Source organism: Micromonospora citrea (assembly GCF_049629545.1).
Classification (GTDB): domain Bacteria; phylum Actinomycetota; class Actinomycetes; order Mycobacteriales; family Micromonosporaceae; genus Micromonospora; species Micromonospora citrea_A.
This window is the reverse complement of the sequence record NZ_JBNADX010000028.1, coordinates 37,693-64,004: the sequence shown is the minus strand read 5'-3', so window position 1 is coordinate 64,004 and position 26,312 is coordinate 37,693. Positions and strand designations below refer to the sequence as shown.

Here is a 26,312-nt window from a genome sequence, read left to right as displayed (position 1 = left end):
CCGCGGTGCGAGGTGCCCCCGAGCCGGCGACGATGCGCCCGGGCACCTCCCGCCGGGCCCGGCGCGGCCGTCACCGGTCGAAGGTGCGGGCGAGCAGGTCGGACAGGGCGGCCCAGTGCCGTTCGGTGGCCGCCTCGTCGTACACCGGGGTGTCGGCCATGGTGAAGCCGTGGCGCGCACCGTCGTACCGCTCCGAGCGGTACCGCACGCCCGCCGCGTCGAGCGCCTTCTCCAGGGTCGCGATGTCGTCGGCGGTCATCGCCGGGTCGTGGTCGGCGTGGGCGAAGTACAGCTCGCCGGTGACCGCGCCGACGCCCAGGTGCGGGCTGTCCGCGGCGTCGGTGACCAGCCGCCCGGCGTGGAAACTCGCCAGCGCGGCCAGCCGGTCGGGGTGCGCCTCGATGGCGTGCAGCGCGTTCCTGCCGCCCATGCAGTACCCGACGATCGCCGCCGGGCCGGGGGCGACGTCGGGTAGGACGGCCAGGAAGTCCAGGTAGGCGGCGGTGTCCGCGGCCACCAGGCCCGGGGTCAGCGCACGCATCATGGGAGTGAGCCGGGCGAAGAGCGCGCCGCGCCGCGCCGGGTCACCGAGTTCGGACAGGTCCACCAGCGGGGCCCGGCCGGCCCGGTGGAACAGGTTCGGCACCAGCACCAGATGGCCGTCGGCGGCCAGCCGCCCGGCCATCTCGACCAGGCGCGGTCGCGGCCCGAACGCGTCCATGAAGACCAGCACCGCCGGGAACGGCCCGTCCCCCTCCGGCCGCACCAGGTACGCGTCGGCCACGCCGTCGCCCACCGGCACGTCCACCGTCGTCGTCCGCACCACCGCGCCTCCCTCGTCGTCACGCCGCCCCGGACGCTACCCGGACGGTCCGAAACCCGGTGGCCGCCGGTCACCCCCGTCCGGCAGGATCCCCCCGATGCTGATCAGACGTGAGACCCCCGACGACATCGACGCGATCCGCGCCGTGCACCACGCCGCCTTCGCGGCGCCGGACGCGCCGGACGCCGTACCCGTCGAAGCCACCCTGGTCGACGCGCTGCGCGCCGACGCCGGCTGGCTGCCCGCCCTCTCCCTCGTCGCCGTCGACCCCGACGGGCAGGTCGTCGGGCACGTGGTGTGCACCCGCGGCACCGTGGCCGGCGAGCCCGTCGCCGTCGGCCTCGGCCCGCTCGGTGTGCTGCCCGGACGACAGCGGGGCGGGGTCGGCTCGGCGCTGATGCACGCGGTGCTCGGCGCCGCCGACGCGCGCGACGAGCCGCTCGTCGTGCTGCTCGGGCATCCGGAGTACTACCCGCGCTTCGGGTTCCGGCCGGCGGTCGACCTGGGCGTGACACCGCCGGGACCGTGGGGACCGCAGTACTTCATGGCCCGCCCGCTGGCCGCCTGGCGGCCGGCGATCCGCGGCGAGTTCGCGTACGCGGCGCCGTTCCGCGACCTGTAGGACACGCGTTCGTGCAGGTCAGCGCGGCGACGGTCGTCGGCCATGCGAACATGTGTTCGTGTCGAGCGAGGCCAGCATCCTGCACGCCGACCTGGACGCGTTCTACGCCTCGGTCGAGCAGCGCGACGACCCCCGGCTGCGCGGCCGCCCGGTCATCGTCGGCGGCGGCGTGGTGCTGGCGTGCAGCTACGAGGCGAAGGCGCGGGGGGTGCGCAGCGCCATGGGCGGCGGGCAGGCCCGCCGGCTCTGCCCGGACGCGGTGGTCGTGGCACCCAGGATGGCCGCGTACACGGCGGCGAGCCGGGCGGTGTTCGACATCTTCCGGCGGACCACCCCGCTCGTGGAGGGGCTCTCCATCGACGAGGCGTTCCTCGACGTGGGTGGCCTGCGCCGGCTGGTCGGGCCGCCGCTGGAGATCGCCCGACGGCTGCGCGGCGAGGTCAGCGAGCAGGTCGGCCTGCCGATCACCGTCGGGGTGGCCCGGACGAAGTTCCTCGCCAAGGTGGCCAGCGGGGTCGCCAAGCCGGACGGGCTGCTGCTGGTGCCGCCCGACGGTGAACGGGACTTCCTGCACCCGCTGCCGGTGGAGCGGCTGTGGGGCGTCGGTCCGGTCACCGCGGCGAAGCTGCGCGAGCGCGGCATCCGTACCGTCGGGCAGGTCGCCCGCCTCGGCGAGGCGGCGCTGGTCTCGCTGGTCGGCGGCGGCGCGGGCCGGCACCTGCACGCGCTGGCGCACAACCGGGACCCCCGGGCGGTGCAGGTGGGTCGCCGACGCTCCTCGATGGGGGCGCAGCACGCCCTGGGCGGCGGGCCGAGGACCCCGGCCGACCTGGACGCGATCCTGTCCGGCCTGGTCGACCGGGTGGCCCGCCGGATGCGCGCGGCCGGGCGCTCCGGGCGCACGGTGGTGCTGCGGCTGCGCTTCGCCGACTACGCCCGGGCCACCCGCTCGCACACCGTCGGCAAGGCCACCGCGCAGACCGCCGTCCTGCTGGACACGGCCCGGACGCTGCTGCGGGCGGCGCTGCCCGAGATCGACCGCCGGGGCGTCACCCTGATCGGCGTCTCCGTCGGCAACCTCGACGACGCCCCGGTGCAGCCGGAACTGCCGTTCGCGCCGGATCCGGGCGCCGAACTCGACGCGGCGGTCGACGCCGTACGCGACCGGTTCGGGTCCGCCGCGCTGACCCGGGCCACGCTGCTCGGGCGCGCCCCCGGGCTGGAGATGCCCCGGCTGCCCGACTGAGGCGGGCTTTCTTCGGCCCGGCCCGTCGGGCATCCTTGGTGGATGGGAGAGGTACTACCGATGCCCTGCTTCGGTGACCTGTTCACCGACACCCGGGGCGACGAGCGGACGATGCGGGTCAGTTACCACCCGGAACGGGCGGCCGTGGTGCTGTCGCTGTGGAGCGGGGCCGTCTGCCGGGGGTCCTTCCGGATGGCCGTCGCCGACGTGGGCCGGCTCCGGGCGCTGCTGGCCGCCATCGAGGGTGCCGCCGGGCCGGACGTCGGGGCCGCCGTCGAGGGCGCGGTGGCGACGGAGGAGACGGAGGTGATCCGGACCGGCGACATCTCCGGTACGGCCCGACGGGTGGCACTGCCGGTCGTCCCGACGCCCCGGGTCGCCTGAGGTCAGGTGTCCGGCCCGCCCGACGGCCGGTGGCCGGGGAGCCCGTCGAGCAGGAGCACGACGCCGTCGGTGGCGGCGACCCGGTCGCGGGAGATCTCCCGGTACTCCGGGGAGTCGGCCCAGGCCTGGAAGCTCTCCCGGCTGTCGAAGGCCATCAGGACGACCTTGTCGTACGGCCACGTGCCCTCGACGACCCGCGGGGCCTCGTCGGCGGCGAGCAGCCGGCCCCGGTACTTGGCTAGGACCGGCAGGAAGGCGGCGGCGTAGCGGTCGTATCGGGCGCGGTCGTGCACGGAGATCTGGGCGAGCGCGTAGACGGTCATCCGTCGATGTTACTTGCCGGTAGCCTGACGGTGGGTCCGCTCCCGCGCGGCCGGCCGACCGGCCGTGCCCCGGCCCGACCGCCGGTGGCGGGACGCCGTGCCGGACGCACCGCGGCTAGCATCCCGGGAATGTCGCTCACGCCGGGCCGGGTACGGCTGCTCACGCCGGTCGCGGCGGCCCTGTTCCTCGGGCTGGCCCTGACGATCCGCGCCCTCGACGACGGGGCGCTGCGGCAGCACTCCGGCACCGCCCTGTACGCGTCGATGGTGTGGGCGGCGGTGCTCTTCCTGCGGCCCCGGCTGGCCCCGCTGCCGGCCGGGGCGATCGCGACGCTGTTCTGCTGGGCGGTGGAGTGCGCCCAGCTCACCGGGATCCCGGCGGCGTTGTCGGAGCGCAGCCTCGCGGCGCGGTTGGCGCTGGGCGTGCAGTTCGATCCGGTGGATCTGGCCTGGTACCCGGTGGGAGTGCTGCCGCTGGTCGCGCTGCACGCGCTGCTGTCCCGCCGCACCGCCCGCGGCGGCCACCTGAGCAGGCCCGTCCGCCACTGCTGATCTTCCTGTCGGGTGCGGCTGTTACGGTCTCGCCGCCGTCGCCGCAGTAGGACCGGAGGTAACCGTGATCGCTTCCCACCTGTCGTCGTTCGCCGGGTCACCGGTGCTGCCGTTCACACCGGGCATGACCCTGCCGGAGGATCCGTCGGCGGTGGCCTGGCGGCTGGAGGTCGAGGACTTCGACGCCGACCCGGAGGAGTTCGCCGACCTGTTCCGGGCGCTGCGCGCCGAGGTGCCGGCCGACGCCGTACGGGCGTTGGTGATCGGCGAGTGGGGTGAGGCGTACGAGCGGCCGCTGCCGGTGGACCTGCTCGTCGAGGCGGCGCGGGAGTGGACGGGGCTGCGGGCGCTCTTCCTCGCCGACCTGGTCGGCGAGCAGTGCGAGATCTCCTGGATCACCCACGGCGACGTCACCGGTCTGCTGACGGCGTACCCGGAGCTGGAGGTGCTGCACGTGCGCGGCGCGCAGGGTCTGCGGCTGGAGCCGGTGAAGCACACCGGCCTGCGCGAGTTGCGCGTCGAGTCCGGCGGGCTGCCGGGCACGGTGGTGCGGGCGGTCGGGGAGAGCGAGCTGCCCGCCGTACGGCGGCTGGAGCTGTGGCTGGGCCGCTCCGACTACGGCGGTGACACCACCGTGGACGACCTCGCCGCGCTCCTGGCCGGCGAGGGCCTGCCGGCGCTGCGGCACCTGGCGGTCTGCAACGCCGACACCCAGGACGCCGTGGCGGCGGCGGTGGCCGCCGCCCCCGTCGTCGGCCGGCTGGAGGTGCTCGACCTGTCCATGGGGGTGCTCACCGACACCGGCGCCGAGGCGCTGCTGTCCGGGCAGCCGCTCACCCACCTGCGCCGGCTCGACCTGCACCACCACTTCCTGTCGCCGCAGTGGCAGGAGCGGCTCGTCGCGGCCCTGCCGGGCGTCGAGGTCGACCTGTCCGACCCGCAGACCCCGCACGAGTACAGCGGCCGGCAGTACCGGTTCACCGCGGTCGGGGAGTGAGCGACGATGACGTTCGGTTCCCACGCGCGCACCTTCGCCGGCCGGCCGGTGGTCGACGTGCCCGGCGACGGTCCACTGCCCACCGTGGACGGGGAGGTCACCTGGCGGATCGCCTGCTGGGACTACCCGCCGGGCACCCGGGAGGGCGACCTGTCGGCGGAGTTCGCCGCCGTCTTCGACCGGTTCGTCGCCGCTGCCGGGCCGTCGGTGCGGTCGCTGGTCGTCGGCGCCTGGGGGTACGCGGCGTTCCACGTCGCCCCGATCGCCCAGCTCTGCGCGGCGGCGTCCCGGCTGCCGGCGCTGCGCGCCCTGTTCCTCGGGGACATGACCAGCGAGGAGTGCGAGGTCTCCTGGATGCGGGTGGGTGACGTCAGCCCGCTGCTGGAGGCGTACCCGCAGCTGGAGGTGCTGCGGGTACGCGGCGGCGAGGACTTCCACTTCTCCCCGGTGCGGCACGCGCGGCTGCGCGAGCTGACGGTGGAGAGCGGCGGGCTGTCCCGGGAGTTCGTCACCGCGGTGCTCGACTCCGACCTGCCGGCCCTGACCGACCTGGAGCTGTGGCTCGGCATCGACGACTACGGCGGTGACACGGGCGTCGCCGACCTCGCGCCGCTGCTGGCCGGCGAGCGGTTCCCGGCGCTGCGCCGGCTCGGGCTGCGCAACGCGGAGATCGCCGACGACCTCGCCGCCGCGCTCGCCTCGGCGCCGGTGGTGCGGCGGTTGGCGCGGTTGGACCTGTCCATGGGCACCCTCGGCGACGAGGGGTTGGCCGCCCTGCTCGCCGGGCAGCCGTTGACCCACCTGCGCGAGCTGGACCTGCACCACCACTTCCTGTCCGAGGAGGCGGCCGCGTCGGTGGCCGCCTCGCTGCCCGGTGTGCGGGTGGACGTGTCGGATCCGCAGGAGCCCGACGAGTACGACGGGGAGAGCTACCGGTACACGGCGGTGTCGGAGTGACATGGAACTGACCGTCGTCGGCAACCCGGCCAACCGCCGGGTGGAGCTGTTCACCCGGGCGGCGCTCGCCGCCGGGCTGCCCCGACCGGCGGTGCTGCCCTGGCGGGACGTGCTGACCGGGGCGGCCCCGCCGCCGGCGGGCGCACTGGTACGCGTCGACTCCCCCGGAGAGGACCCGGAGGTGGACCGGCTGCTGCGCGGGGCCGCCGTGCCCGCCCGGCACGGCGAGTTGGTCGGGCTGGCCGACGCGTACGCCGGCCTGACCGACGGCATGGCCCGGGTCGCCACCGGCGGCGCGAGGCTGCTCAACCCGCCGCAGGAGGTGGCGGTGCTCTGCGACAAGCGGCGCTGCCACGCGCTGCTGGCCACGGCCGGCGTGCCGGTGCCCGAGGCACTGCCCCCGGTCGACGGGTACGCGTCGCTGCGGGCGCGGATGGCGGCGGCCGGCTGGGGCCGGGTGTTCGTCAAGCCGGCGCACGGCTCATCCGCCGCCGGGGTGATCGCCCTCGCCGTCGGCCCCCGGCGGGTGCAGGCGGTCACCACGATCGAGACCACGCCCGACGGGCTGTTCAACTCGCTGCGGTTGCGCCGCTACGACGACGAGGCGCAGGTCGCGGCCATCGTGGACCGGCTCGCCCCGGAGGGCCTGCACGTGGAGCGGTGGCTGCCCAAGGCGGGCCTCGGCGACCGGGTCGTCGACGTGCGGGTGGTGGTCGTCGCCGGCCGGCCCAGCCACGCGGTGGTGCGGGCCTCCCGCGGACCGCTGACGAACCTGCACCTGGGCAACGCGCGCGGTGATCTGGCCGCGCTGCGCGCGACGGCCGGGCCGGCGGCGTGGTCGGCGGCGATGCAGACCTGCGAGCGGGTCGCCGCCTGCTTCCCCGGCTGCCTGCACGTCGGGGTGGACCTGATGTTCCTGATCGGGTGGCGCCGGCACGCCGTGGCCGAGGTCAACGCCTTCGGTGACCTGCTGCCCGGGGTGCTGGCCGACGGGCGGGACACCTACGCCGAGCAGGTGCACGCGCTGGTCACCGGCCGCTGGGACCGGTGGCGGGCGAGCGTCGGCGCGCCGGGGCGGGAGGTGGTCGCGTGCGGAGCCTGATCGGCAGCCACGACCTGCTCCTGGTCACCCTGGACACGCTGCGCCACGACGTGGCCGCCGAACTGGCCGCGGCGGGGCGTACGCCCCGGCTGGCCCGGGTGCTGCCGGGCGGCCGGTGGGAGCGGCGGCACTCCCCCGCCAGCTTCACCTACGCCGCGCACCACGCCTTCTTCGCCGGCTTCCTGCCCACACCGGTGGCGCCGGGCCGGCACGAGCGGCTCTACGCGGCGGCGTTCCCCGGCAGCGAGACCTCCGGCGCCGACACCTGGGTGTTCGACGCCCCGGACCTGCCGACCGCCCTGGCGAAGGAGGGCTACCACACGCTCTGCCTGGGCGGGGTGGGCTTCTTCAACCGGCGCGGCCCGCTCGGGTCGGTGCTGCCGGGCCTGTTCGCCGAGGCGCACTGGGAGCCGGAGTTCGGGGTCACCTCCCCCACCTGCCTGGACGCGCAGCTCGACCGGCTGGCCGAGGTGCTGCCCCGGGTGCCGGCGCGGCAGCCGCTGTTCACCTTCCTCAACGTCGCCGCGCTGCACCAGCCGAACCGGCACCACCTGCCCGGCGCGCAACGCGACGACCGGGCCAGCCACGCCGCCGCCCTGGAGTACGTCGACGGGCGGATCGGTCGGCTGTTCGCCCTGCTCACCGGTCGGGGCCGACCGGTGTTCACGATCATCTGCTCCGACCACGGCACCGCGTACGGCGAGGACGGGCACACCGGCCACCGGATCGGCCACGACGTGGTGTGGACCGTCCCGTACGCCCACTTCACCCTGCACCCGGGAGAATGGTGACCAGCACCGACACGGGCCTCGACGGCTCCCCGTACCAGCAGTACCTGTACGCGTACCCGCACAAGACCTCGTACCGGGCGCTGCGGCCCCGGCCGCCGCTGGCCGACGTGTGGCGGACCGAGGCACGCGAGGCGCTCTTCCTCTACGTGCACCTGCCGTTCTGCGAGATGCGCTGCGGCTTCTGCAACCTGTTCACCCGCGCCCACGCGCCGCAGGAGCAGGTCACCGCGTACCTGCGGCAGCTGCGCCGGCAGGCCGAGCAGGTCACCGACGCCCTCGGCGGCGACGTCGGGTACGCCCGGACGGCCTTCGGCGGTGGCACCCCGACGTACCTGACGGCCGACGAGCTGACCGAGCTGTTCGACATCGCCACCACCACGGTGGGGGCCCGGCTGCCGGGCGTACCCCTGTCGGTGGAGACGTCGCCGGCCACCGCGACGCCGGACCGGCTCGCGGTGCTCGCCGCGCACGGCACGACCCGGGTGAGCATCGGCGTGCAGAGCTTCCTCGACGTCGAAGCGCGCGCCGCCGGCCGCCCGCAGCGCCGGGCGGAGGTGGAGGCGGCGCTCGGCGCGATCCGCGACGCGGCGGTCCCGGTGCTCAACATCGACCTGATCTACGGCATCGACGGGCAGACCGCGCGGACCTGGCGGGCCAGTCTCGACGCGGCGCTGGCCTGGCGACCCGAGGAGCTGTACCTGTACCCGCTGTACGTGCGTCCGCTGACCGGTCTGGGCCGGCGTGCGCACGCCCGGGCCGACTGGGACGCGCAGCGCCTCGCCCTGTACCGGCAGGCCGTGGAGACCCTCGGCGCGGCCGGGTACCGGCAGGAGTCGATGCGGCAGTTCCGCCGCGCCGACGCGCCCACCCCCGACGGGCCGGACTACTGCTGCCAGGACGACGGCATGGTGGGCCTGGGCTGCGGGGCCCGCTCCTACACCACCGCCCTGCACCACTCCTTCGACTACGCCGTCGGGGTGTCCCAGGTGCGGGCGGTGCTCGACGACTACCTGGCCCGGCCCGCCGACGACTTCCGGTACGCCGAGTTCGGCTACCGGCTCGACGACACCGAGCAGCGCCGCCGCTGGCTGCTCAAGTCGCTGCTGCGCGCCGAGGGCGTCGACGCCGCCGCCTACCGGGCCCGCTTCGGCAGCCGGCCCACCGACGACTTCCCTCAGCTCGGTCGGCTCGTCGAGCGGGGCTGGGCGACCGACGGGGGGCTACGGCTGACCGCGGCCGGGCTGGCCCGCTCCGACGCTATCGGTCCGTGGCTGACCTCCGCCGAGGTCCGCGACGCGATGACCGGGTACGTGCCGCGGTGAACCTGGCGATCCTCTACCGCGGGCCGCTGGCGAGCTGCAACTACGACTGCCCGTACTGTCCGTTCGCCAAGCGGCGGGACCCGCCGGAGCTGCTGCGCGCCGACCGGGCCGCGCTGACGCGGTTCACCCGGTGGGTGGCGGAGACCACCGACGTACGGCTGTCGGTGCTGTTCACCCCGTGGGGCGAGGGGCTGACCCGCAGCTGGTACCGGGAGGCGATGGTGTCGCTGTCGCACCTGCCGCACGTGCGGCGGGTGGTCATCCAGACCAACCTCGCCGCCCGGGTGGACTGGCTCGCCGAGGCCGACCGGGGCACGGCGGCGCTGTGGACGACGTACCACCCGGGGCAGGTCACCCGGGAACGGTTCCTGGCCCGCTGTGCCCGCCTGTCGGAGCTGGGCGTCCGGTACTCCGTCGGGGTGGTCGGCCTGCCGGAGCACCTCGACGAGGCGCGGGCGCTGCGCGCGGCGCTGCCGGCGCAGGTGTACCTGTGGGTCAACGCCGCCGAGGGGCGGCGGTACGACGCCGACGAGGAGGCCACCTGGACGCGGCTGGACCCGCTGTTCGGCTTCAGCGTCCGCCCGCACCTGTCCCTCGGGCAGCCCTGCCACGCGGGCGAGACCGCCATCTCGGTGCTCGGTGACGGCACGGTGCGGCGCTGCCACTTCATGCCCGCCCCGATCGGCAACCTGTACGACGGATCGTGGCGCGCCGCCCTGAAGCCCCGGCCGTGCGGCGTCGCGGTCTGCGACTGCCACATCGGCTACGTGCACCTCAAGCCGCTCGGGCTGCGCGACGTCTTCGCCGGCGGGGTGCTGGAACGCATCCCCGCCGCCTGGCCGTACCCGGGCCGGCCCGCCTCCGGAACGCCCTGACGTCCGCGCACGCGGAGGCGGCCCCGAGTCGGCTGTCGGCCGGCTCAGTGGGTGACGCGGATCGTGTCGGTGAACGGCGGGTACTCACACGAATCCTCGCCGCACACTTCGAGACCTCCGGTGACCAGCGTCTCGCCGTTACGGAAGATTTCGCCGCTCTCCTGCGCGGTCACCCGCGCCGTCACCTCCTGGGGCTCGCCCGTACAGTGCACCGGCGCCCAGCCGGACCCGTACGCCAGGCCGCTGCCCGACCGCTGCCTGAGGCTCAGCTCGATGGAGCCGGACGTGCTGGCGGGGCACACCACGGTGACCGTGACGTCCACGGCGACGCCTCGGGCGACCAGGGTGGCGGAGGTGACGTCGACGGTGTTCGCCGCGCTCGCCGGCGTCGGGGCCAGCAGCACGAACAGTGACAGCCCGAGCAGTGCGATGGTGGTCATGATGCGGCGCACGATGGTCCTCCTCCTGGTGCCGGTCGCCTACCTGTGCCCACCATAGACCCTTGTCGACACTCGCAGTGACCAACCGATGACAGAGTCCGGTGTGCGCCGCACAGCGACTCCCGCGCCGCCGGTCGGTGTCCGGGCCCCCGCAGGCCGGTCAGGGACGTCGACCCACGCCCTAATCGGCCAGCCAGGCGCGGATCTCGGCGCCGTGCTCGTCGAGCCGCGGCGGCGGCAGGTCGTGGCGCGGCGGGGTCCGCGAGAAGCCGATGGGGTGCCGGACGCCGGGCACGCCGCCCGCCGTGACCACCGGGTCGAGCCCGAGGTCGCGGGCCAGCGCGACGCCGTCGTCGACGGTGTTGATCGGGGCGCACGGCACACCGGCGGCGGTGAGGTCGGCGAACCACTCGTCGCGGCTCCGCCGCGCCAGCCGGTCGACCAGCAGCGGGCGCAGCACGTCCCGGTTGGCCGTGCGGTCCTGGTTGCGGGCGAACCGGGGGTCGTCGGCCAGGTCGGGCGCCCCGAGTACCTGGCACAGCCGGCGGAACTGGCCGTCGTTGCCGGCGATGACGACGAGGTCGCCGTCGGCGGTGGGCATCGGCTCGTACGGGAAAAGGCTCGGGTGGGCGTTGCCCATCCGGAACGGCACGCTGTCGGCGGCGACGTGGCCGCTGGTCTGGTTGACCAGGCCGGACAGGGCCGAGGAGAGCAGGTTCACCTCGACGTGCTGGCCGACTCCGTGCAGGTCGCGGTGCCGCAGGGCGGCGAGGACACCGACGGCCGCGTGCAGGCCCGCCATCACGTCGAACACCGCCACCCCGGCCTTGTAGGGCGGACCGTCCGGGTCCCCGGTGAGGCTCATCAGGCCGGAGGCCGCCTGGACCATCAGGTCGTACCCGGGCAGGTGCGCGCCCGCGCCGGCGCCGAACCCGCTGATCGAGGCGTACACGACGCGCGGGTTGACGGCGGCGACGCTGTCGTGGTCGAGGCCGAACCGGCGCAGGCCGCCGGGACGGAAGTTCTGGATCATCACGTCGGCGCGGTGGGCGAGACGCCGGGCGACGTCCAGGTCGTCCGGGTCGGTGAGGTCCAACGCGATGGACCGCTTGTTGCGGTTGACGCCCAGGTAGTAGGTGGAGACGCCGTCGCGCACCGGCGGCAGCCACGTCCGGGTGTCGTCCCCGCCGGGTCCCTCGACCTTGACGACGTCCGCGCCCAGGTCGGCCAGGAGCATCGTCGCGTACGGCCCGGCGAGGATCCGCGAGAAGTCGGCCACCAGGACGCCGTCGAGCGGTCCGGACCGCTGCCGATCCATCGGCGCTCCCCTCCCCCGGCGGGCCGGTCGACCGCTCGGGTCGGCGGGGACCGGTCCGGCGAGCATACGATCTGCGGATGGGAACCTTCGACGGCGCCGACGGCACCCGGCTGGCGTACCACTCCAGCGGCGACGGCCCAGCGCTGATCTGTTTGCCGGGCGGCCCGATGCAGGCCTCGGCGTACCTCGGCGACCTGGGCGGGTTGTCCGCACACCGCAGGCTGGTACGGCTGGACCTGCGCGGCACCGGGGAGTCCGCCGCCCCGGTGGACCCGGCGACCTACCGGTGCGACCGGCAGGTCGCCGACGTCGAGGCCCTGCGACGGCACCTCGGCCTGGAGCGCGTCGACCTGGCCGGGCACTGCGCCGGCGCGACCCTGGCCCTGCTGTACGCCGCCCGGCACCCCGACCGGGTCGACCGGCTCGTCCTGCTCAACCCCAGTCCCCGGCCGGTCGGCGTGGAGGTCACCGACCGGGACCGCCGGGAGCTGGCCGAACTGCGCCGGGGGGAGCCGTGGTTCCCGGCGGCGTTCGCCGCGTTCGAGCGGATCTGGGCGGGGCGGGCCACCGCCGACGACTGGGCGGCGATCACCCCGTTCACCTGGGGCCGGTGGGACGACGCCGCCCAAGCCCACCACGAGCGGGAGGCGAGCTGGCGCAACCCGGACGCGGCGGCCGGCTACTACGCCGACGACGCGTTCGACCCGGCGGCCGTCCGGTCCGCCGCCGGCGACCTGCGGGCCCCGGTCCTGCTCGTCGCGGGTGCATACGACGTCGCGCTCCCTGCGACCCGCGCGGCCGAGTACGCCGGCCTGTTCCCGAAGGGCGAACTGGCCGTGCAGCCCGGCGCCGGGCACCAGCCCTGGCTCGACGACCCGCAGTGGTTCGTGGAGACCGTGGCCCGGTTCCTGCGCTGAGCGCTCCCGCTACGGCGCCGGCGGGCACGGCCCCAGGGCGGTCACGCTCTCGTCGGCGACCCGCAGGACCTTCCCGTCGACGTAGTAGAGCGAGACGCCGGCGGCCCCGCCGAGCCGGGACACGCAGGTCGCCGGTGGGGGCAGGTGCGGCGGTGGCGACTGGCCGTCCACGGCGGCGAGCTGGACCCGGGTCACCTGCAGCGCGGGGACGCCCGGCGCCATCAGCAGCCGCACCGGCCGGCCGGCGCGCACGTCGGCGGCGAGGTGGTCGCTCAGCCGGTACGGCAGCAGCAGCAGGCTCACGCCGAGGAAGCCCAGCAGGGCGCCGGCGATCCCGCGCAGCCACAGGCTGGTGTTCCAGCCCAGTTGCACGGCGGGCGGTCGCAGCCACAGGATCAGCCCGGTGCTGACCGCGCCGCAGAGCAGGACGACGGTGACCGGGACGGCGTCGACGTCACCGCCGCGCGAGGTGGTCCACACCGCGAGGCAGAGCGCCGCCAGCCCCGCGACGCCCATGCAGGAGACGACCGTCATGAGCACGATCGCGGCGCGGCTCTGGACGATGTGGACGACGGGTGCGCTGCGCTCGGCCGCCTGCAGGAGGTGCCGGGAGACGACGAAGACGACCAGACCGGTGATGCCGATGAGGAAGGCGCGGATCGCCAGCCAGCCGAAGGTGATGCCGGCGTCCTCCGGGTCGACGCCGAAGGCGCCGAAGAACCGGGCGGTGACCACCCAACCGAAGGCGTACGAGAAGCCGGCGACGCCGGTGACGATCTGCGCCGCCTGCCCGAACCAGTGCGACACCTGCCCGGTGAGCGTGGTGGGTGGCCCATCGGACGACGGGCCGGCGGTGATCACAGCAGCCCCGTGAGCAGCACGACGGCCGCGACGGCGCCGATCACGAACCCGACCGTCACGGCCAACCTGCCCTTCAGCGCGTACGTCCAGGCGGTGCGCGGCAGGGACTGCACCGGCGACACGCTCGGCGTGGTCTGCAGTTCCGGCCCTTCCCCGGTCATCGCGTCGATCACGCCGTCGAGCGTCGTCAGCCACTGCGACAGGCGGGGCCGGGATCCCGACGCGCGCACGGAGGCACGGATCAGCGAGGTCAGCGCGGCGGGCACCTGGCCGCCGAGGGGCTCGTCGGTGTCGGTGCCGGACGGCCGCCAGGACGGCGCGACGAGCACCCGGGCGGCGATCAGGCCGACCGCGTAGACGGTCGAGGCGTGATCCGGTCGGGGCGTGTCGCCGGTCAGCACCCGCGGGTCCGTCCAGTCCGTGCTGGTGAGCAGCGGCTCCTCGACCTCGCTGTCCACCGGCCTGATCGAGTCGCAGTCGAGCAGCAGCACCGCGGGCTGCGGATGCAGCGTCCACAGCAGGTTGTGCGCCGCGAGGTCCTCGTGCACCAGACCGCGCGCCTCGAGCCAGCGCAACGCCTCCACCAGGGCACGGATCAGCCTGAGCTTCTCCCGCAGGCTCGCCGGATCGACGCCGACCCGGGCGGCCCGGGCCTCGTAGAGCAGGTAGTTGAGGTCCCTGACCCGGACCTTCTTGGTCGACAGGTGCGCCTGGTAGGCCATCCCCACCCGGGGGACGAGCACCCCGGCCACCGCGCCGTCGCCACCGGCGACGACCGCCAACGGCCACGCGTACCGACGCCGGACGACGGCAGCCTGGTCGTCGTCGAGACCACGGTAGAGCTGGACGAGCCGGTCGAGGTCGACCTCGGCACGGGGTATCGCGTACTTCTTGTAGAGGACCTTGTCGTCGTGGCCGAACACGTCGAAGACGGTGGACGAGCCGCCCCGGACTCCGGGTCCCCAGGTGCGCAGGGTGCGCTCCGGCACCCGGGGTGGCAGGTCCGGCCAGGCGTCGGCCGCTGGTGGGGTGGGCATGTCGCTCCAGGAGGGCCGGTCAGCGCAGGTCCGCTTCCCCGAGGGGCGGGTACGGCGGTGGAAGGTGCGGTCGGGTGTCGTGGCGGCCGGGCAGCATCACCGATGTGGTCAGCGTGCGGGCGAAGTCGCTCACGACGCCGAAGATCCGGGTGGCGAGCACGTCTTCGTGGTGGTCGTCCCACTCGTACACCGCCACGGGGCGCAGCCGCTGCCAGGTCTCGCTCCCTTCGGCACCGACGTCGATGGCGATCACGACGATCTGGGCCTTGGCGCGGCGGTCGAAGTCCTGGAACGCCCGCTCCCAGTCCCGGTCGACCGGGACGCCGTCGGTGACGAGGAAGACGAAGGGACGCATGACGGACGTGTCCTGGGAGCGCAGGACCCGCAGGTCATGGTCGATCACCCGACCGAGTCGATGGAACAGTGGACCGTAGCGGGTGGCCCCATGGGCGTAGAGGCGCGGCAGGGACGGCAGCGCGGTGAGGTCCGTCAGCGGCAGGACGAGTTCCGCGTGGTCGGCGAAGGCGACGATGCCCACCCGCACCTGGTCGCCGAGGGCGGGACTGGACAGCAGTTCGTCGACGAGTTGGATGAGCGCCTGCTGGACGGCCTCCAGACGATTCCCGGTAGCCGTGGACGCCGAGGTGTCGACCGCCAGGTAGATCGGCAGCACGCGCTGTGGCATGACCTGACCCCCTGGGTGCGCTCGCCGGTCCTGCGGCCGTCGCCCACGAAGTTAACCGGCTCACCGGACCACGTCGAGATCCGCCGTCCGATCTTGACTGTCGGACTTCGGCACCTCGCGCCGGACCGGGGCGGTCCGCTTGTCGGTGCCCCCTATCGTGATGGCGCTGCGGTCCCGGCGGCACGGCGGCGGGCGGCAGACCCCTCGAACAGCACGGACAGGAGGCCCCTTGTGGGAAGCAGGAGGAACGTCGCGACGGCGGCGGCGGTCGCCATCGCCCTCGTGGCGATCACCGGGTGCGGCGACGACGGCGACGCGGAGCGGGAGTACGTCGACAAGCTCAGCCGGGCGGGCTACGAGTCGGTGACGGTCTCCCCCGAGACCAAGACGTCCCTGCGCAAGAACCGCAAGCGCAGGAACACCGTCGCCTACGACTTCACCTGGCAGGTGAACACCGACTCGGATCCGGCCACCTGCGAGGTCACCCTCGAACATCCGGCGTACAACTCGACGGCGCTGCGCGGCGACCACTGGCACGTCGACGAGGTCGACGACGAGGACGTCGAGGGCTGGGGCGGCAACAGCCCCGGCCCCGACACGGTACGGAAGCTGCTGCGCGAGCACTCCTACGACTGCTGACCGCGGTCGCAGGTCCGCCGACGGCAGGGGGTGACCCCGCCACGCCTCGCGCAGGCCGGCGTCGACGGCCAGGAACGGCTCACCCGTTGGTCCACAGCCGACCGACATGGGCCCAGGAGACAGTCACCGGCCCAGTATCGAGGACGGGTGGCCGGCGCGCGCCGGGGCGTGGTCAGCGGGTGGACGGCCGGGCGCTGCGCCGGGTGCCGAAGGACTCCATCGTGGTGGCCTTCTTCGCGGGCGTACGCCCGGCGGTGCCGCGGGCGCGGGCGGGCGTCGCCCTCTTCGCGGGCGCCTTCTTCGCGGGCGCGCGGGTGGCCGGCGCCTTCTTGGCGGCGGCGGCCTTGGCGGTCGGCCTGCGGGTCGGGGCGGCCGTCGCGGCGGTGTCCGTCTTGCGGGCCACCCGCGCCGTCGTCGGGGTGGGCTTGCCGCCCGGCGTCTTGGCCGCGCTCGCCCCGGTGGCCCGCTTCGTGGCCGTCGCGACCTTCTTCGCCGCGGCCTTGCGGTTCATCGGAGCCTTGCGCGCCCCGGTGGCCTTCCGGGCGCCGGTGGGCCTGGCGGCCCCGGTGGTGCTGCGTCGAGCGTCGGCCATCGTCGCTCCTCCTCGGGGTGTGCTGCCGAGACCCGCACCGACGGGGCGGGCCGGGCCGACCGGCCCGCTCGGCGCCGGTGTCTTCCCCCGGCCCCGGCGGGCAAACGTCCCGCGCGGTCGCGGCGCCTACCGTCGGGCAGCCGTCGACCCACGCCGTCGAAAGGCGCGGCGCCCGGTACGGCCACGCGGGCGTCGTGCGTCGACGCTGCGTCACGCCCGGGCCCCGGTCCGCGACGGTCGGGCGCAGGCACCCGTTCGACTATTGACTGTGACCTGGCGCACATCATTAGATGTCGAGGTGGTGCGGTGCCTGGTCGGGCCGGCCACTGGCCGGCCCAGGCGACCGGTCGGGTGGTACGCCACCTCCAGCGATCGACGGGGTGCGGTGGGTGCGGTGGACACCGGGGTGAACGAGCGCCGCCGACGCATGCTGTTCAGCGCCGCGTTGCACGTCGGCTCGCACACCATCGCCGTCGCCTACTGCCTGCTGACCATCGGCGAGCCGAACCGGGGGCCCATGCTCGCGGCGTACGGCTGCGGGGTGGCGACCGGCCTGGTGGGCCTGCGGGCGGCGAAGCGGGTGACCTCGAAGGCCGCGGGGTACCGGATCTCGTTCACGATCCTGGTGATCACGTTGGCCATCGTCGCGTTCTGCGCGTACTGGGACGGCGGCGCCGCGTCACCGGCGGCGCTGGGCTTCGTCAGCACCACCGTCTTCGTGGCGAGCTACACGCCGCACCTGCGCCTGATGGTGGGGCTCGAGGCGCTCACCATCGGGGCCTATCTCGCCGTCGTCGCCGCCGGGCGGCCCACGCCCCCGGGCCACGTCTTCGTCTACGTCGCCGGCATGGTGGGGTTGGTCTCGGTCTGCTCCACCCAGACGCGGGCGCTGGCGCGGCAGCGGTCCCAGCTGCGCGCCCTGGCCGCGCTGGATCCGCTCACCGGCGCGCTGAACCGGCGCGGGCTGGCCGAGTACGCCCGGTACCTGTTCCGCAACGGCTGCCGCCCCGGCCCCTCCGTGCTCTGCCTGGATCTGGACGACTTCAAGCTCGTCAACGACCGCTTCGGGCACGCAGCCGGCGACGAGTTGCTGCGGCGGACCGTGACGGCCGCGCGGGAGGCGCTGCGCGCCGAGGACGCGATCGCCCGCATCGGCGGCGACGAGTTCGTCGTCGTCCTCGTCGACGCCGACGAGGCGACCGCCCGGGCGGTCGCGGACCGGATCGAGGTGGCGGTACGTCGGCACGCCGTCGTCAGCATCGGCACGGCGACCGCCCCCCAGGACGGTGACGCCCTCGACGCCCTGATGCGTACCGCCGACCGGCGGCTGTACCGCACGAAGCAGCAACGCCACCGCACGGCCGACCCCCTCCTGCGCGCCGGCCACGACCTGCTGTCCGGCAGCTCGGACACCTTCCGCGCGCCGTGACCGGGCCGTCGGTGCGCCTGTCGGGCGTCACGCCACCCCGGCCCGCGACGGCCACGGTCCGCAGCGAGCGGCGCGCGGGACGTGACCAACGGCCCCTGTCCGGAGGACCCCGCGTCGGGCATGGTGGTGGCATGACCACCCGCACGCGTGTCAGGCCGGACGCGAAGTGCCCGCTGCGCCCCGGGCAGCCGTGCACCCTGTGCCAGCTCAACGTCACCGGCCCGCAGGACTGCGGCCTGGTCCGCCTGGTGATGGAGGACGACGAGCTGCGCGAAGGGCTGCACCGCTTCCAGTTGGCCGCCCGGCGACGCGAGGGCGTCGACACCGGGGCCTGAGCCGGGCCGGGGCGGGGGCGGCCGGGGCGGCGACCACGCAGGGTGGCGCCGCCGCATACCCCCGGGGGTATGCTGGGGGGAAGAGGGTCGACGGTGAGGGCCACACGACGGCCCTGCCCTCGACCACCCTTCTCAACCCGGGAGGTCCGGTGACCGAAGTCCGGCATCACCAGGTGGTCATCGTCGGCGGCGGCACCGCCGGCATCAGCGTGGCGGCGCGACTGCGCCGCAAGGGCGTGACGGACGTCGCCCTGATCGAGCCCAGCGACAGCCACTACTACCAGCCGCTCTGGACTCTCGTGGGCGCCGGACTGGCCCGCGCCGGCGAGACCGTGCGCGCACAGCGCACGCTCGTCCCGAAGGGCGTGACGTGGCTCCGCGACCGGGCGGTGGACGTCGACCCGGGCAACCGCACCGTGTCGCTCGCCGGCGGCGACGTCGTCGGCTACGACCAGCTCGTCATGGCGCCCGGCCTCCAGCTCGACTTCGACGCCGTGCCCGGCCTCGCCGAATCGGTGGGACGCGACGGGGTGTCGAGCAACTACCGCTACGACCTCGCGCCACGCACCTGGGAGTTCATCCAGCAGGTGCGCGGCGGCACCGCGATCTTCACCATGCCGCCCGGCCCGATCAAGTGCGGCGGCGCCCCGCAGAAGATCGCCTACCTGGCGGCCGACTGGTGGCGGCGGCAGGGGCTGCTGGACGGCATCCGGATCATCCTGGTGCTGCCCACGCCGACCATCTTCAGCCAGCCGGACTGGGCCCGCAGCCTGGAGAAGGTGGCCGCCGGCTACGGCATCGAGGTCCGCTACGAGTCGCAGCTCGTCGAGGTCGCCGGGGACGCCCGGCGGGCGGTGATCCGCGACAACCGCTCCGGCGCCACCGAGACCCTCGACTACGACCTGCTGCACGCCGTACCGCCGCAGAAGGCGCCGGACTGGCTCGCCGCCGGCCCGCTGGCCGACCCGGCCAGCCCGTTCGGCTACCTGGAGGCCGACCGGCACACCCTGCAGAGCCCTCGCTGGCCGGAGGTGTTCACCCTCGGCGACGTGGCGAACCTGCCCACCTCCAAGACGGGGGCGGCCATCCGCAAGCAGGCGCCGGTGGTGGTGGCCAACCTGCTCGCCGCCCGACGGCGCCGGCCCCTGCCGGCCCGCTACGACGGCTACACCTCGTGCCCGCTGGTCACCGCGCACAACCGGATGCTGCTGGCCGAGTTCGACTACGCGCTGAAGCCGAGCCCGAGCTTCCCGCTCATCGACACGATGAAGCCCCGCTACGACATGTGGCTGCTCAAGCGCCACGGCCTGCCGGCGATGTACTGGCACGGCATGTTGCGCGGCCTGACCTGAGCGCGCCGACGAGGTTCGGCGGATCGCCTCCACCGGCCGGCGCCGGCCGGCAGCATGTGTACCTGAGGAGAGCAGACATGAGCTATGCGATGACCGTCCGGCTGCCCGCCGAATTCGCCCCGACCGTCGAGCGGGTCCGGGCCGCGCTGAAGGACCAGGGCTTCGGCGTGCTGACCGAGATCGACATGCGGGCCACGCTGCGCGAGAAGCTCGGCGTGGACCTGGAGGAGTACGTCGTCCTCGGCGCCTGCAACCCGCCGCTGGCCCACCGCGCGTTGGAGGCCGACCGCGGTATCGGCCTGCTCCTGCCGTGCAACGTCGTGGTCCGCGCCGACGGGCCCGACACCACCCTGGTGCAGGCGATGGACCCGCAGGTGATGGTGCGACTGAGCGACTCCGCCGACCTGCGCGAGGTGGCCGACGAGGCGACCCGGCGGCTGCGCGCCGCGTTGGACACGCTGACCGGCTGAGCGGCACCCGGGGTACGGGCTCGGGCCCGTACCCCGGGTGCCGTCGTCGCGGAAGCGCCGCCCGTCCGACTCCGTCGGCAGGTCCCGGCCGGGCCACGTCCCCCAGGTGCGCGGCGGCCGTTCAGAGCGCGACGAGCACCACGGCGAGGACGAGCAACGAGCAGACGATCTCGATCACCCCCACCTGCGCCGGCCGGAGCCGCCGCGCCGGCAGGAGCACGGCCCGGGCCAGCAGCAGCAGGAAGACCGGGGCGAGCAGCAGGTCCAGCCAGACCGCCGCGACCAGGGCGAGCAGGTGGAAGCCGACGGAGAGGCGCAGATAGCCGGCGTCGCCGCGCTCCCGGATCATGGTCTTGACGTACAGGACGGTGCCGACGAGGTACAGCAGCAGGGCCAGGAACGCGGGGGCCACGTCGGCGAGGGGCACCCCGGCGATGGTGGCCACGACGAAGACCAGCAGGCAGCTCTGCGCCACGGAGGCGAGGTCGTTGAGCAGGGCCCGCTCGCGCCGACGCCAGGCGTACCCGGCGTTGACCGCCAGCAGCAGGGCGTAGACCGGGGCGTACCAGAGCACCGCCGGCCGGGCGACCACCACGGCCGCCGCCAGTGGCGCGGTGACGAGGCCGTAGGCCAGCAGCTGGTCGGCGAAGCGGCCGGGCCGGCGGGTCTTGACGGCCTGGAAGACGTAGTACGACAACAGGTAGCCGGCCAGCCAGGCGCCCAGCAGCGGCAGGTGCGGCCAGCGCGGGCCGACCAGCGCGACCCCGACGGTGTACGGCAGCAGCAGCATCGCCCAGGCGCCGTGCTGCGGCGGCACGAAACGGCGCAGCCGGCGACGGGACCCGACCGGGCGCGCGGTCCTGACGGCGGTGGACATGGCGTCACCTCACCTCGAAGATGCCACGGGCGCCACGTTCGGCGTCGACCATGACGTGGCTGACGAAGGGGTAGTGGCCGGGCTCGGGGAAGACCATCTCCACGAAGCCACCGGCGGCCGGACCGAGCCCGAGCACCTGGGCCCCACCCGGGTCGGCCGGCCGGTTCTCCCACCGGCCCTCCCGGTAGACGGTGTCGAACTGGGTGCCGACGACGTGGAAGGAGCTGTCCCTGCTCGGACCGGCGTCGAGCAGCCAGACGCGGACCCGTTCGCCGGCGCGGGCGGGCAGCGGCCGGTGGGCGTACTGGGCGACGTAGCCGTTGAAGACCACGGCGTCGGGGCGCTCCGCCTGCATCTTGGCGAGGTCACCGGGCTCGCCGTCGGGGCCGAGGTACAGCTCGGACTGCACGAGGACGTACTCGCGGTCGACCCGGGGCAGGTCGGGCGGGTCGATGATGACCGCGCCGTACATGCCGTTGCCGATGTGGTGCAGCATCGGCATGGTCGAGCAGTGGTACATCCAGATCCCGGCCCGGGTGGCGGTGAAGCGGTAGGTGAGCCGCTGGCCGGGGTCGATCGGGCGCATCACCTCGTCCGGGGCGACCGCGCCGGCGTGGAAGTCGATGCCGTGGTCCACGGTGCCGTCGTTGACGAGGGTGATCTCGAAGGTGTCGCCGACCCGGCCGCGCAGCACGGGGCCGGGCACGGTGCCGTCGAAGGTCCACAGCCGCTGTCGTACGCCGGGCGCTACCTCCCGCTGGATCTCCTTGACGTGCAGTTCGCGCCGGTGCAGCCGGCCGGTCGGGGTGGCCGGCGCGACGGCGTCCCGGGCCACGAAGCCGTCGCCGGGGACGGCCATCGCGTCGAGCTGCGGCGCCGCCGCGGCGTGGGCGTCGCTCGGGTGGCCCGTCGCCTCCGGCCCCGCCGGGGCGGTCCCCGTCGGGACGATCCGCAGGGTCATGCCGGCCTGCCGGTGGCCGGGCAGTGAGCACCAGCCCTGGGTCTCGGCGCCGACCACGCCCGCGTCGAGCCGGGCGGTGCCGCCCCGCGCGATCGGCGGCGTCTTCGCCCCGGAGTCGAGCACGAGGTCGTGCCGGCGGTGGTCACGGTTGGTCAGCTCGATGACCAGCCGGTCGCCCGGCGGCACCTCGATCCGGTCGGGGTGGAAGCGCATCCCGTCGGCGACCACGGTGACCGTGGTGGTGTGTCCGGTGGGCGCCACGGCGGAGGCGGCGGCCGGGACCGGCGCGCCCTGCGAGACGCGCTGCGCGGCCACCCCGACGAGGACGGCGACGAGGACGAGGGCGAGACCGGCGGCGAACCCGCCGAGCGGACGGGCGGCGGGGGTCTCGGGGTGCGCGGACACGGGTTACCTCCGGGCGGTGAGCAGGACCCGGGCGGCCGGTACGAGGAACTGCACCAGCACGACGAGGACCAACAGTGAGGTGGTGATACGGACGAAGGGCGGGGTGGGCAGGAGGAACACCACCAGGGCGGCGTTGGCCGTCGCGACGCGCTGCGCGCCGTGCCGCTCCAGCAGGGCGGTGCGGCGGCGTACCGGTGCGGGACCGCCACCGAGCACCATGGGCAGCAGGTGGCTCAGCGACCCGACGAGGACCTGCGCGACGAAGCCGACCAGCAGTGGCAGCAGCACGGCGCCGAACCGGTCGGCGGCGGTGGCGGGATCGTCGGCGGACAGCAGCGTCACGGCGTCCGTGCCGAGGGCGACCAGGAGCCAGCCGGAGGCCGCCGCGAGCGACCAGCCGGCGAAGCCGGTCGGGGGCCGGACCCGCGCCACGGCCAGCGCGGGTCGCAGGACGACCAGCGCGGCGAGGGTGAACAGGGCCAGCCCGGCCGCGGCGACGACCCGCCACCAGGCGAGCACGCCGACCCCGAGCAGGGCCAGCCCGGTCGCCGCCAACGGGAGCGCGACGGTGGCGGCGCGGACCGCGCCGTCGGCCATCCGGGCGCGCAGCACGGTGGGCCAGAGGGTCAGCAGCGTGCCGAGGACGGTCAGCGTCACCCAGCCCAGCAGGTTGACGTGTGCGTGGAACAGCGCCAACCGGGGGCGCACGGCGTCGTCGACCACCAGCATCCAGGCGCCGACCGGCACCCCGGCGAGCAGGGCGACGGCCGCCGCCAGGTAGTAGTGGACGGTGACGGTGAAGCGGGCCGGCAGGGCGTGCCGCAGCCGGCGGGCGAGCCCGACGAGGTGGGCGGCCACCGCGGCGAAGACCAGCGCGGCCCCGCCCACGCCCAGCCACGGCCGGTCGGCGGTGCCGGCGACGAGCACCGCCAGCACCCCCACGTTGAGGGTGACGAGCCGGGCGGCCTGGGCGCGGCGGCGGTCCGGGGCGGACGCGCGCAGCACCGCCGCGGCGAAGTGGGCGCTCCACACCACGATGGCGTTGCTGACCGCGCCGAGCAGCAGCAGGTGGATGGCCGCCCAGCGCCAGGTCGGCAGGAAGGGGTGGACGAAGCCGAGCACGACGAGCGCGGCCAGGTAGGCCAGCGGCAGCGCCGCGACCCTGCGGTGCCAGCTCGCCCGCCCGGTGCCCGCCGCGGCCGGGCCGGCGGCCGGGGTGGGAGCGGCGGGTCCGGCCGGGTCCGGGTCGGTGGGGGCCGGCGCGGCGCCGATGGGGGCGGGATCGCCGAGTGTGCGGGCCATCACCGCACCGCCGCCACGGCCGGCGGGACGACCGTCGTGCGGGTGGGCCCCCGGGCCGCGCCGCGCGCGGCGGCGACGGCGCAGCCGACGAAGCCGAGCACCGCGAGGACGTTGCCCAGGCCGGCCCAGCGCCACACGGCCGGCACGCCGAGCGCGTCGCCCACCAGGACCCGGACGGCCAGGGTGGCGTGCAGCAGGGCCAGCGGGGCGTACAGCCAGGGTCGGTAGGGCAGCGGGCGGCGCAGCACCGCCGGCAGGATGACCGGAGCGTGCACGAAGATCATCGACATGGTGAACCCCAGGAAGACCAGGTGCAGGGTGGCGTCGTAGCGCGGGCCGTCGGTGACCGGGCCGGCGCCGGCCCAGAGCAGGCCGGCCAGCCCCAGCCAGACGTACCCGGTGAGCAGCCCGACCGCGACGTAGCGGGGCAGGCCGGTGGCGCGCACCGTGTGACGGGCGACGTCGTTGACCAGCAGCCAGGCCACGACGGCGAGCAGGCCGACCCCGAACAGGTGCGCCCCGACGGACGGCCACAGCGCGGTGGCGGTGACCCCGACGGTCAGCGCCGCGAGTGCGGCGAGGAACCAGCGTTCGCCGTGCCTCGGCAGGCTGAGGTGGGCCAGTTCGAGCCGCTCCCCGGCGATGGTGGCCACCACGAAGGTGGCGAGCCAGGGCACGATCTCCGGCACCCCGAAGCCGGCGAGCCAGAGCAGGGTGGCGGCGTACCAGGCCAGCGCGCCGGTGGCCTGGGCGAGCAGCGCCGGGGCCGGCTGCCGCCGCCACAGCTGCCGGTAGACCATCAGCAGCAGCACCGAGGCGGCCATGAGCAGCAGGCGGGCGGGCAGGCTCGGTCCGGTGAGCACCAGCGCCAGCCCGCCAGCGCCGGAGCAGGCGGGCGCGAGCAGGGCCCAGCGGGCGCCGAGCGCCACCGCCCGTTCCAGCGCCACCAGGGTGCCGACGAAGCCGAGCACCATCAGCGGGCCGTGCACCTGTTCCAGCGGCACGTCCGGCGCGGGCACCGGCAGGCCGAGCAGGAGCAGCGCGGCGTAGAGGCCGGTGACCAGGGCGAACGCGCCGGCGGCGAGGACGGGCAGCCGCCAGCGCACGGGGACCGCCCGGCGGCTCATGCCGGCTCCCCGGTCGTCCGCGGCACGACCAGCCGGACCACGCAGGCGTCGGGCGCGCCGAACGGCTCCAGCACGGCGCCGTTCGGCGGGGCGCCGGCGTGGTCGAGCGCGCCGCGGACCACGCCGACGTGCAGCGCGCAGATCGCGTCGGGGTTGCGGTTGACCAGCTCGAGGAACGGGCAGGTGTGCAGGTGCACCTCGACGGTCCCGTCGGCCGTCTCCTGCCGGCGGGGGCTGAAGCCCAGCCCGCGCAGGACGTCGAGCAGGGTGTCGACCGGGTCCTCGCCTCCGGCGGTGGCGGCGGCGAGGTGGCGTCCCCAGTCGTGGCCGGCGCGGGTGGCCTCGGCCCGGACGTCGCCGGGGTTGCGGCGCGACAGGTGGTCGAGCAGCGCGGCGGCGAGCGCCCGGTACGGCGCCGGGGCGGGGGTCTCCGTCTTGGCCACCCGGTAGCGCCACGCCGGCCGGCCGGGCTGACCGCCGCTGGCCCGCGCCTTGACCAGCAGCCCGGCGTCGACCAGGCGGTCGAGGTGGGCGCGGGCGGTGGAGAGGTGCAGGCCGGTGCGCTCCCCCACCTCGGCGATCGTCATGCCGGCGCCGGCGTCGCGCACCATCTCCAGGATCGAGGCCCGGCTGGCGGTGCCCAGTGCCCGGTGGCGGTGGGAGTCGATGGTCTCACCGGTAGGCCCTGTTCTCGAGGTTTCCACGTTAGATAACGTTACAACGTCGTTCACCCGCAAAACCCTGGAGGGTTCCATGTCCGCCTCACGCTCCCCGGCCGACCAGCAGGCCGCGCAGGCCGTCGTCCGGCACCACGCCCAGCTCGCCGCCGACCTCGACCGGCACGTCGCGGACCTGCTGGACGCGGCCGACCGGGGCGACGCCGCCGGGGCGCTCCGGCACCGCGACGAGCTGCTCGGGTGGCTGCGCGACGAGCTGCTGCCGCACGCGTACGCCGAGGAGGGGTCGCTCTACACCGCCGCCGGTGACCGGCCCGAGGCCGCGCTGCTGGTCCGGGGCATGCTCGACGAGCACCGGGCGATCACCGGCCTGGTCACCGAGCTGGAGACCGCCAACCGGCCGGTACGCCTCGCCGCCGCCGCCCGCGCCCTCGCCGCCCTCTTCGCCGTGCACCTGGCCAAGGAGAACGAGCTGATCGTCCCGGTGCTGGTGGACGCGGCCGACGTATCGCTGGCGACGTTGCTGGACGGTATGCACGATCTGCTCGGCTCCTCGGACGAATCGGGCAAGGGCGGTTGTGGCGGAGGCGGGGGCGGCTGCGGCTGCGGTGGCGATCAGGGCCCCGCCGACGCGCCGGCCGCGACGTTGAGCATCGACCCCCGGCTGGACGTCCGGCTGCTGCCGCACGGCCAGCGCCACGCGCGGGTGCTCGCGGCGCTGGACGCGCTGCCCGCCGGCGGCGCGCTGGTACTGGTCGCCCCGCACGCCCCCCGCCCGCTGCTGGCCGAGGTCGAGGCCCGCTACGGCGGCGGCATGAGCACCGAGTGGCTGCAGGACGGACCGGACGTGTGGCAGATCCGGCTGTCCCGCCAGCCGGTCGCGGTCTGAGCATG

Annotated in this window: 30 protein-coding genes; 17 read left to right on the top strand and 13 right to left on the bottom strand. The window is 75.1% G+C overall.

The genetic code is table 11. The features are described 5' to 3' along the window. Nucleotides 1-70: 70 nt before the first annotated feature. On the bottom strand, nt 71-823 hold the full coding sequence (locus ACPFP2_RS25035) for a dienelactone hydrolase family protein (protein WP_424092011.1): 753 nt from the start codon (nt 821-823) through the stop codon (nt 71-73). Between the two features lie 97 nt (nt 824-920). Here ACPFP2_RS25035 and ACPFP2_RS25030 point away from each other — a divergent pair, with 97 nt between their 5' ends. From ACPFP2_RS25030 to ACPFP2_RS25020, 3 genes are read left to right on the top strand one after another with little or no spacing between them, the layout of a single operon-like run. After that, on the top strand, nt 921-1,445 hold the full coding sequence (locus ACPFP2_RS25030; RefSeq protein ID WP_424091974.1) for a GNAT family N-acetyltransferase: 525 nt from the start codon (nt 921-923) through the stop codon (nt 1,443-1,445). A 58-nt stretch (nt 1,446-1,503) separates the two neighbouring features. Then, a complete protein-coding gene (gene dinB, locus ACPFP2_RS25025; protein ID WP_424091972.1) occupies nt 1,504-2,691 on the top strand; it encodes a DNA polymerase IV in 1,188 nt (395 codons plus the stop codon). 42 nt (nt 2,692-2,733) lie between these two features. Next, a complete protein-coding gene (locus ACPFP2_RS25020) occupies nt 2,734-3,075 on the top strand; it encodes a hypothetical protein (RefSeq protein WP_424091970.1) in 342 nt (113 codons plus the stop codon). Between the two features lie 2 nt (nt 3,076-3,077). On the opposite strand, the gene ACPFP2_RS25015 is transcribed toward ACPFP2_RS25020, so the two are convergent. Further along, nucleotides 3,078-3,398 (bottom strand): DUF1330 domain-containing protein, encoded by a 321-nt coding sequence (locus ACPFP2_RS25015; protein WP_424091968.1) that lies wholly within the window; start codon nt 3,396-3,398, stop codon nt 3,078-3,080. A gap of 129 nt (nt 3,399-3,527) precedes the next feature. Between ACPFP2_RS25015 and ACPFP2_RS25010 the strand changes: the two genes are divergently transcribed. The 7 genes from ACPFP2_RS25010 (at nt 3,528) to ACPFP2_RS24980 (ending at nt 9,994) form a co-directional block, all read left to right on the top strand. Further along, on the top strand, nt 3,528-3,950 hold the full coding sequence (locus tag ACPFP2_RS25010; protein WP_424091967.1) for a DUF2809 domain-containing protein: 423 nt from the start codon (nt 3,528-3,530) through the stop codon (nt 3,948-3,950). Nucleotides 3,951-4,014: 64 nt separating this feature from the next. Further along, nucleotides 4,015-4,947 carry an STM4015 family protein gene (locus ACPFP2_RS25005; RefSeq protein WP_424091966.1) on the top strand — a complete coding sequence of 311 codons (933 nt, stop codon included), beginning with the start codon at nt 4,015-4,017 and terminating at the stop codon, nt 4,945-4,947. 6 nt (nt 4,948-4,953) lie between these two features. Further along, the gene (locus tag ACPFP2_RS25000; protein WP_424091964.1) at nt 4,954-5,904 is read left to right on the top strand and encodes an STM4015 family protein; all 951 of its coding nucleotides are present in this window, start codon (nt 4,954-4,956) and stop codon (nt 5,902-5,904) included. A 1-nt stretch (nt 5,905) separates the two neighbouring features. Beyond that, nucleotides 5,906-7,006: an STM4014 family protein gene (locus ACPFP2_RS24995; protein ID WP_424091962.1), complete on the top strand. Its 1,101-nt coding sequence runs from the start codon at nt 5,906-5,908 to the stop codon at nt 7,004-7,006. Further along, nucleotides 6,994-7,797, top strand: a complete 804-nt coding sequence (locus ACPFP2_RS24990) for an STM4013/SEN3800 family hydrolase (protein WP_424091960.1) — start codon at nt 6,994-6,996, stop codon at nt 7,795-7,797. Before ACPFP2_RS24995 ends, ACPFP2_RS24990 begins: the two co-directional genes overlap by 13 nt. Then, the gene (locus ACPFP2_RS24985) at nt 7,794-9,119 is read left to right on the top strand and encodes an STM4012 family radical SAM protein (protein WP_424091959.1); all 1,326 of its coding nucleotides are present in this window, start codon (nt 7,794-7,796) and stop codon (nt 9,117-9,119) included. Before ACPFP2_RS24990 ends, ACPFP2_RS24985 begins: the two co-directional genes overlap by 4 nt. Next, nucleotides 9,116-9,994, top strand: coding sequence for an STM4011 family radical SAM protein (locus tag ACPFP2_RS24980; RefSeq protein ID WP_424091957.1), 879 nt, complete (start codon nt 9,116-9,118; stop codon nt 9,992-9,994). Before ACPFP2_RS24985 ends, ACPFP2_RS24980 begins: the two co-directional genes overlap by 4 nt. A 44-nt stretch (nt 9,995-10,038) precedes the next feature. On the opposite strand, the gene ACPFP2_RS24975 is transcribed toward ACPFP2_RS24980, so the two are convergent. Both ACPFP2_RS24975 and ACPFP2_RS24970 read right to left on the bottom strand, forming a co-directional pair. Next, complete coding sequence (locus tag ACPFP2_RS24975) at nt 10,039-10,446, bottom strand: hypothetical protein (RefSeq protein WP_424091955.1); 408 nt, start codon at nt 10,444-10,446, stop codon at nt 10,039-10,041. 169 nt (nt 10,447-10,615) lie between these two features. Further along, complete coding sequence (locus tag ACPFP2_RS24970; RefSeq protein WP_424091954.1) at nt 10,616-11,752, bottom strand: CaiB/BaiF CoA transferase family protein; 1,137 nt, start codon at nt 11,750-11,752, stop codon at nt 10,616-10,618. Between the two features lie 77 nt (nt 11,753-11,829). On the opposite strand from ACPFP2_RS24970, the gene ACPFP2_RS24965 reads away from it, so the two are divergent. Further along, nucleotides 11,830-12,669, top strand: coding sequence for an alpha/beta fold hydrolase (locus ACPFP2_RS24965; RefSeq protein ID WP_424091952.1), 840 nt, complete (start codon nt 11,830-11,832; stop codon nt 12,667-12,669). A 9-nt stretch (nt 12,670-12,678) separates the two neighbouring features. Here the strand turns inward: ACPFP2_RS24965 and ACPFP2_RS24960 are convergent, their stop codons facing one another. Genes ACPFP2_RS24960 through ACPFP2_RS24950 form a run of 3 tightly spaced genes read right to left on the bottom strand, consistent with a single transcriptional unit; the run spans nt 12,679 to nt 15,252 of the window. Continuing rightward, the gene (locus ACPFP2_RS24960) at nt 12,679-13,476 is read right to left on the bottom strand and encodes a hypothetical protein (RefSeq protein WP_424091950.1); all 798 of its coding nucleotides are present in this window, start codon (nt 13,474-13,476) and stop codon (nt 12,679-12,681) included. A gap of 50 nt (nt 13,477-13,526) precedes the next feature. Next, the gene (locus tag ACPFP2_RS24955; RefSeq protein ID WP_424091948.1) at nt 13,527-14,567 is read right to left on the bottom strand and encodes a hypothetical protein; all 1,041 of its coding nucleotides are present in this window, start codon (nt 14,565-14,567) and stop codon (nt 13,527-13,529) included. A 19-nt stretch (nt 14,568-14,586) separates the two neighbouring features. Next, on the bottom strand, nt 14,587-15,252 hold the full coding sequence (locus ACPFP2_RS24950) for a vWA domain-containing protein (protein ID WP_424091946.1): 666 nt from the start codon (nt 15,250-15,252) through the stop codon (nt 14,587-14,589). Nucleotides 15,253-15,483: 231 nt separating this feature from the next. On the opposite strand from ACPFP2_RS24950, the gene ACPFP2_RS24945 reads away from it, so the two are divergent. After that, nucleotides 15,484-15,891 carry a hypothetical protein gene (locus ACPFP2_RS24945; RefSeq protein WP_424091944.1) on the top strand — a complete coding sequence of 136 codons (408 nt, stop codon included), beginning with the start codon at nt 15,484-15,486 and terminating at the stop codon, nt 15,889-15,891. A 172-nt stretch (nt 15,892-16,063) separates the two neighbouring features. On the opposite strand, the gene ACPFP2_RS24940 is transcribed toward ACPFP2_RS24945, so the two are convergent. After that, entirely contained in the window at nt 16,064-16,483 is a 420-nt protein-coding gene (locus ACPFP2_RS24940) for a hypothetical protein (RefSeq protein WP_424091942.1), read from the bottom strand. Between the two features lie 394 nt (nt 16,484-16,877). Here ACPFP2_RS24940 and ACPFP2_RS24935 point away from each other — a divergent pair, with 394 nt between their 5' ends. The 4 genes from ACPFP2_RS24935 to ACPFP2_RS24920 all read left to right on the top strand — a co-directional run bounded on the left by ACPFP2_RS24935 (nt 16,878) and on the right by ACPFP2_RS24920 (nt 20,069). Further along, complete coding sequence (locus ACPFP2_RS24935; protein WP_424091941.1) at nt 16,878-17,912, top strand: GGDEF domain-containing protein; 1,035 nt, start codon at nt 16,878-16,880, stop codon at nt 17,910-17,912. Between the two features lie 131 nt (nt 17,913-18,043). After that, nucleotides 18,044-18,247, top strand: a complete 204-nt coding sequence (locus ACPFP2_RS24930) for a DUF6767 domain-containing protein (RefSeq protein WP_424091939.1) — start codon at nt 18,044-18,046, stop codon at nt 18,245-18,247. 149 nt (nt 18,248-18,396) lie between these two features. After that, nucleotides 18,397-19,599 (top strand): FAD-dependent oxidoreductase, encoded by a 1,203-nt coding sequence (locus tag ACPFP2_RS24925; protein WP_424091937.1) that lies wholly within the window; start codon nt 18,397-18,399, stop codon nt 19,597-19,599. A gap of 77 nt (nt 19,600-19,676) precedes the next feature. Continuing rightward, on the top strand, nt 19,677-20,069 hold the full coding sequence (locus ACPFP2_RS24920) for a DUF302 domain-containing protein (protein ID WP_424091935.1): 393 nt from the start codon (nt 19,677-19,679) through the stop codon (nt 20,067-20,069). 121 nt (nt 20,070-20,190) lie between these two features. Here ACPFP2_RS24920 and ACPFP2_RS24915 read toward each other — a convergent pair whose 3' ends face one another. The 5 genes from ACPFP2_RS24915 to ACPFP2_RS24895 are packed head-to-tail and all read right to left on the bottom strand — an operon-like array spanning nt 20,191 to nt 25,496. Continuing rightward, entirely contained in the window at nt 20,191-20,946 is a 756-nt protein-coding gene (locus tag ACPFP2_RS24915) for a YwiC-like family protein (RefSeq protein WP_424091933.1), read from the bottom strand. 4 nt (nt 20,947-20,950) lie between these two features. Then, nucleotides 20,951-22,312 carry a multicopper oxidase domain-containing protein gene (locus tag ACPFP2_RS24910; RefSeq protein WP_424091931.1) on the bottom strand — a complete coding sequence of 454 codons (1,362 nt, stop codon included), beginning with the start codon at nt 22,310-22,312 and terminating at the stop codon, nt 20,951-20,953. Nucleotides 22,313-22,315: 3 nt separating this feature from the next. Next, nucleotides 22,316-23,614 carry a hypothetical protein gene (locus ACPFP2_RS24905; RefSeq protein WP_424091929.1) on the bottom strand — a complete coding sequence of 433 codons (1,299 nt, stop codon included), beginning with the start codon at nt 23,612-23,614 and terminating at the stop codon, nt 22,316-22,318. After that, the gene (locus ACPFP2_RS24900; RefSeq protein WP_424091927.1) at nt 23,614-24,741 is read right to left on the bottom strand and encodes a hypothetical protein; all 1,128 of its coding nucleotides are present in this window, start codon (nt 24,739-24,741) and stop codon (nt 23,614-23,616) included. The genes ACPFP2_RS24905 and ACPFP2_RS24900 overlap by 1 nt, the downstream gene beginning before the upstream one ends. After that, nucleotides 24,738-25,496 (bottom strand): helix-turn-helix transcriptional regulator, encoded by a 759-nt coding sequence (locus ACPFP2_RS24895; RefSeq protein ID WP_424091925.1) that lies wholly within the window; start codon nt 25,494-25,496, stop codon nt 24,738-24,740. The genes ACPFP2_RS24900 and ACPFP2_RS24895 overlap by 4 nt, the downstream gene beginning before the upstream one ends. Between ACPFP2_RS24895 and ACPFP2_RS24890 the strand changes: the two genes are divergently transcribed. Further along, nucleotides 25,495-26,307, top strand: coding sequence for a DUF2249 domain-containing protein (locus ACPFP2_RS24890; protein ID WP_424091924.1), 813 nt, complete (start codon nt 25,495-25,497; stop codon nt 26,305-26,307). The two genes, ACPFP2_RS24895 and ACPFP2_RS24890, sit on opposite strands and share 2 nt — an antisense overlap. The last annotated feature ends 5 nt before the right edge of the window (nt 26,308-26,312 follow it).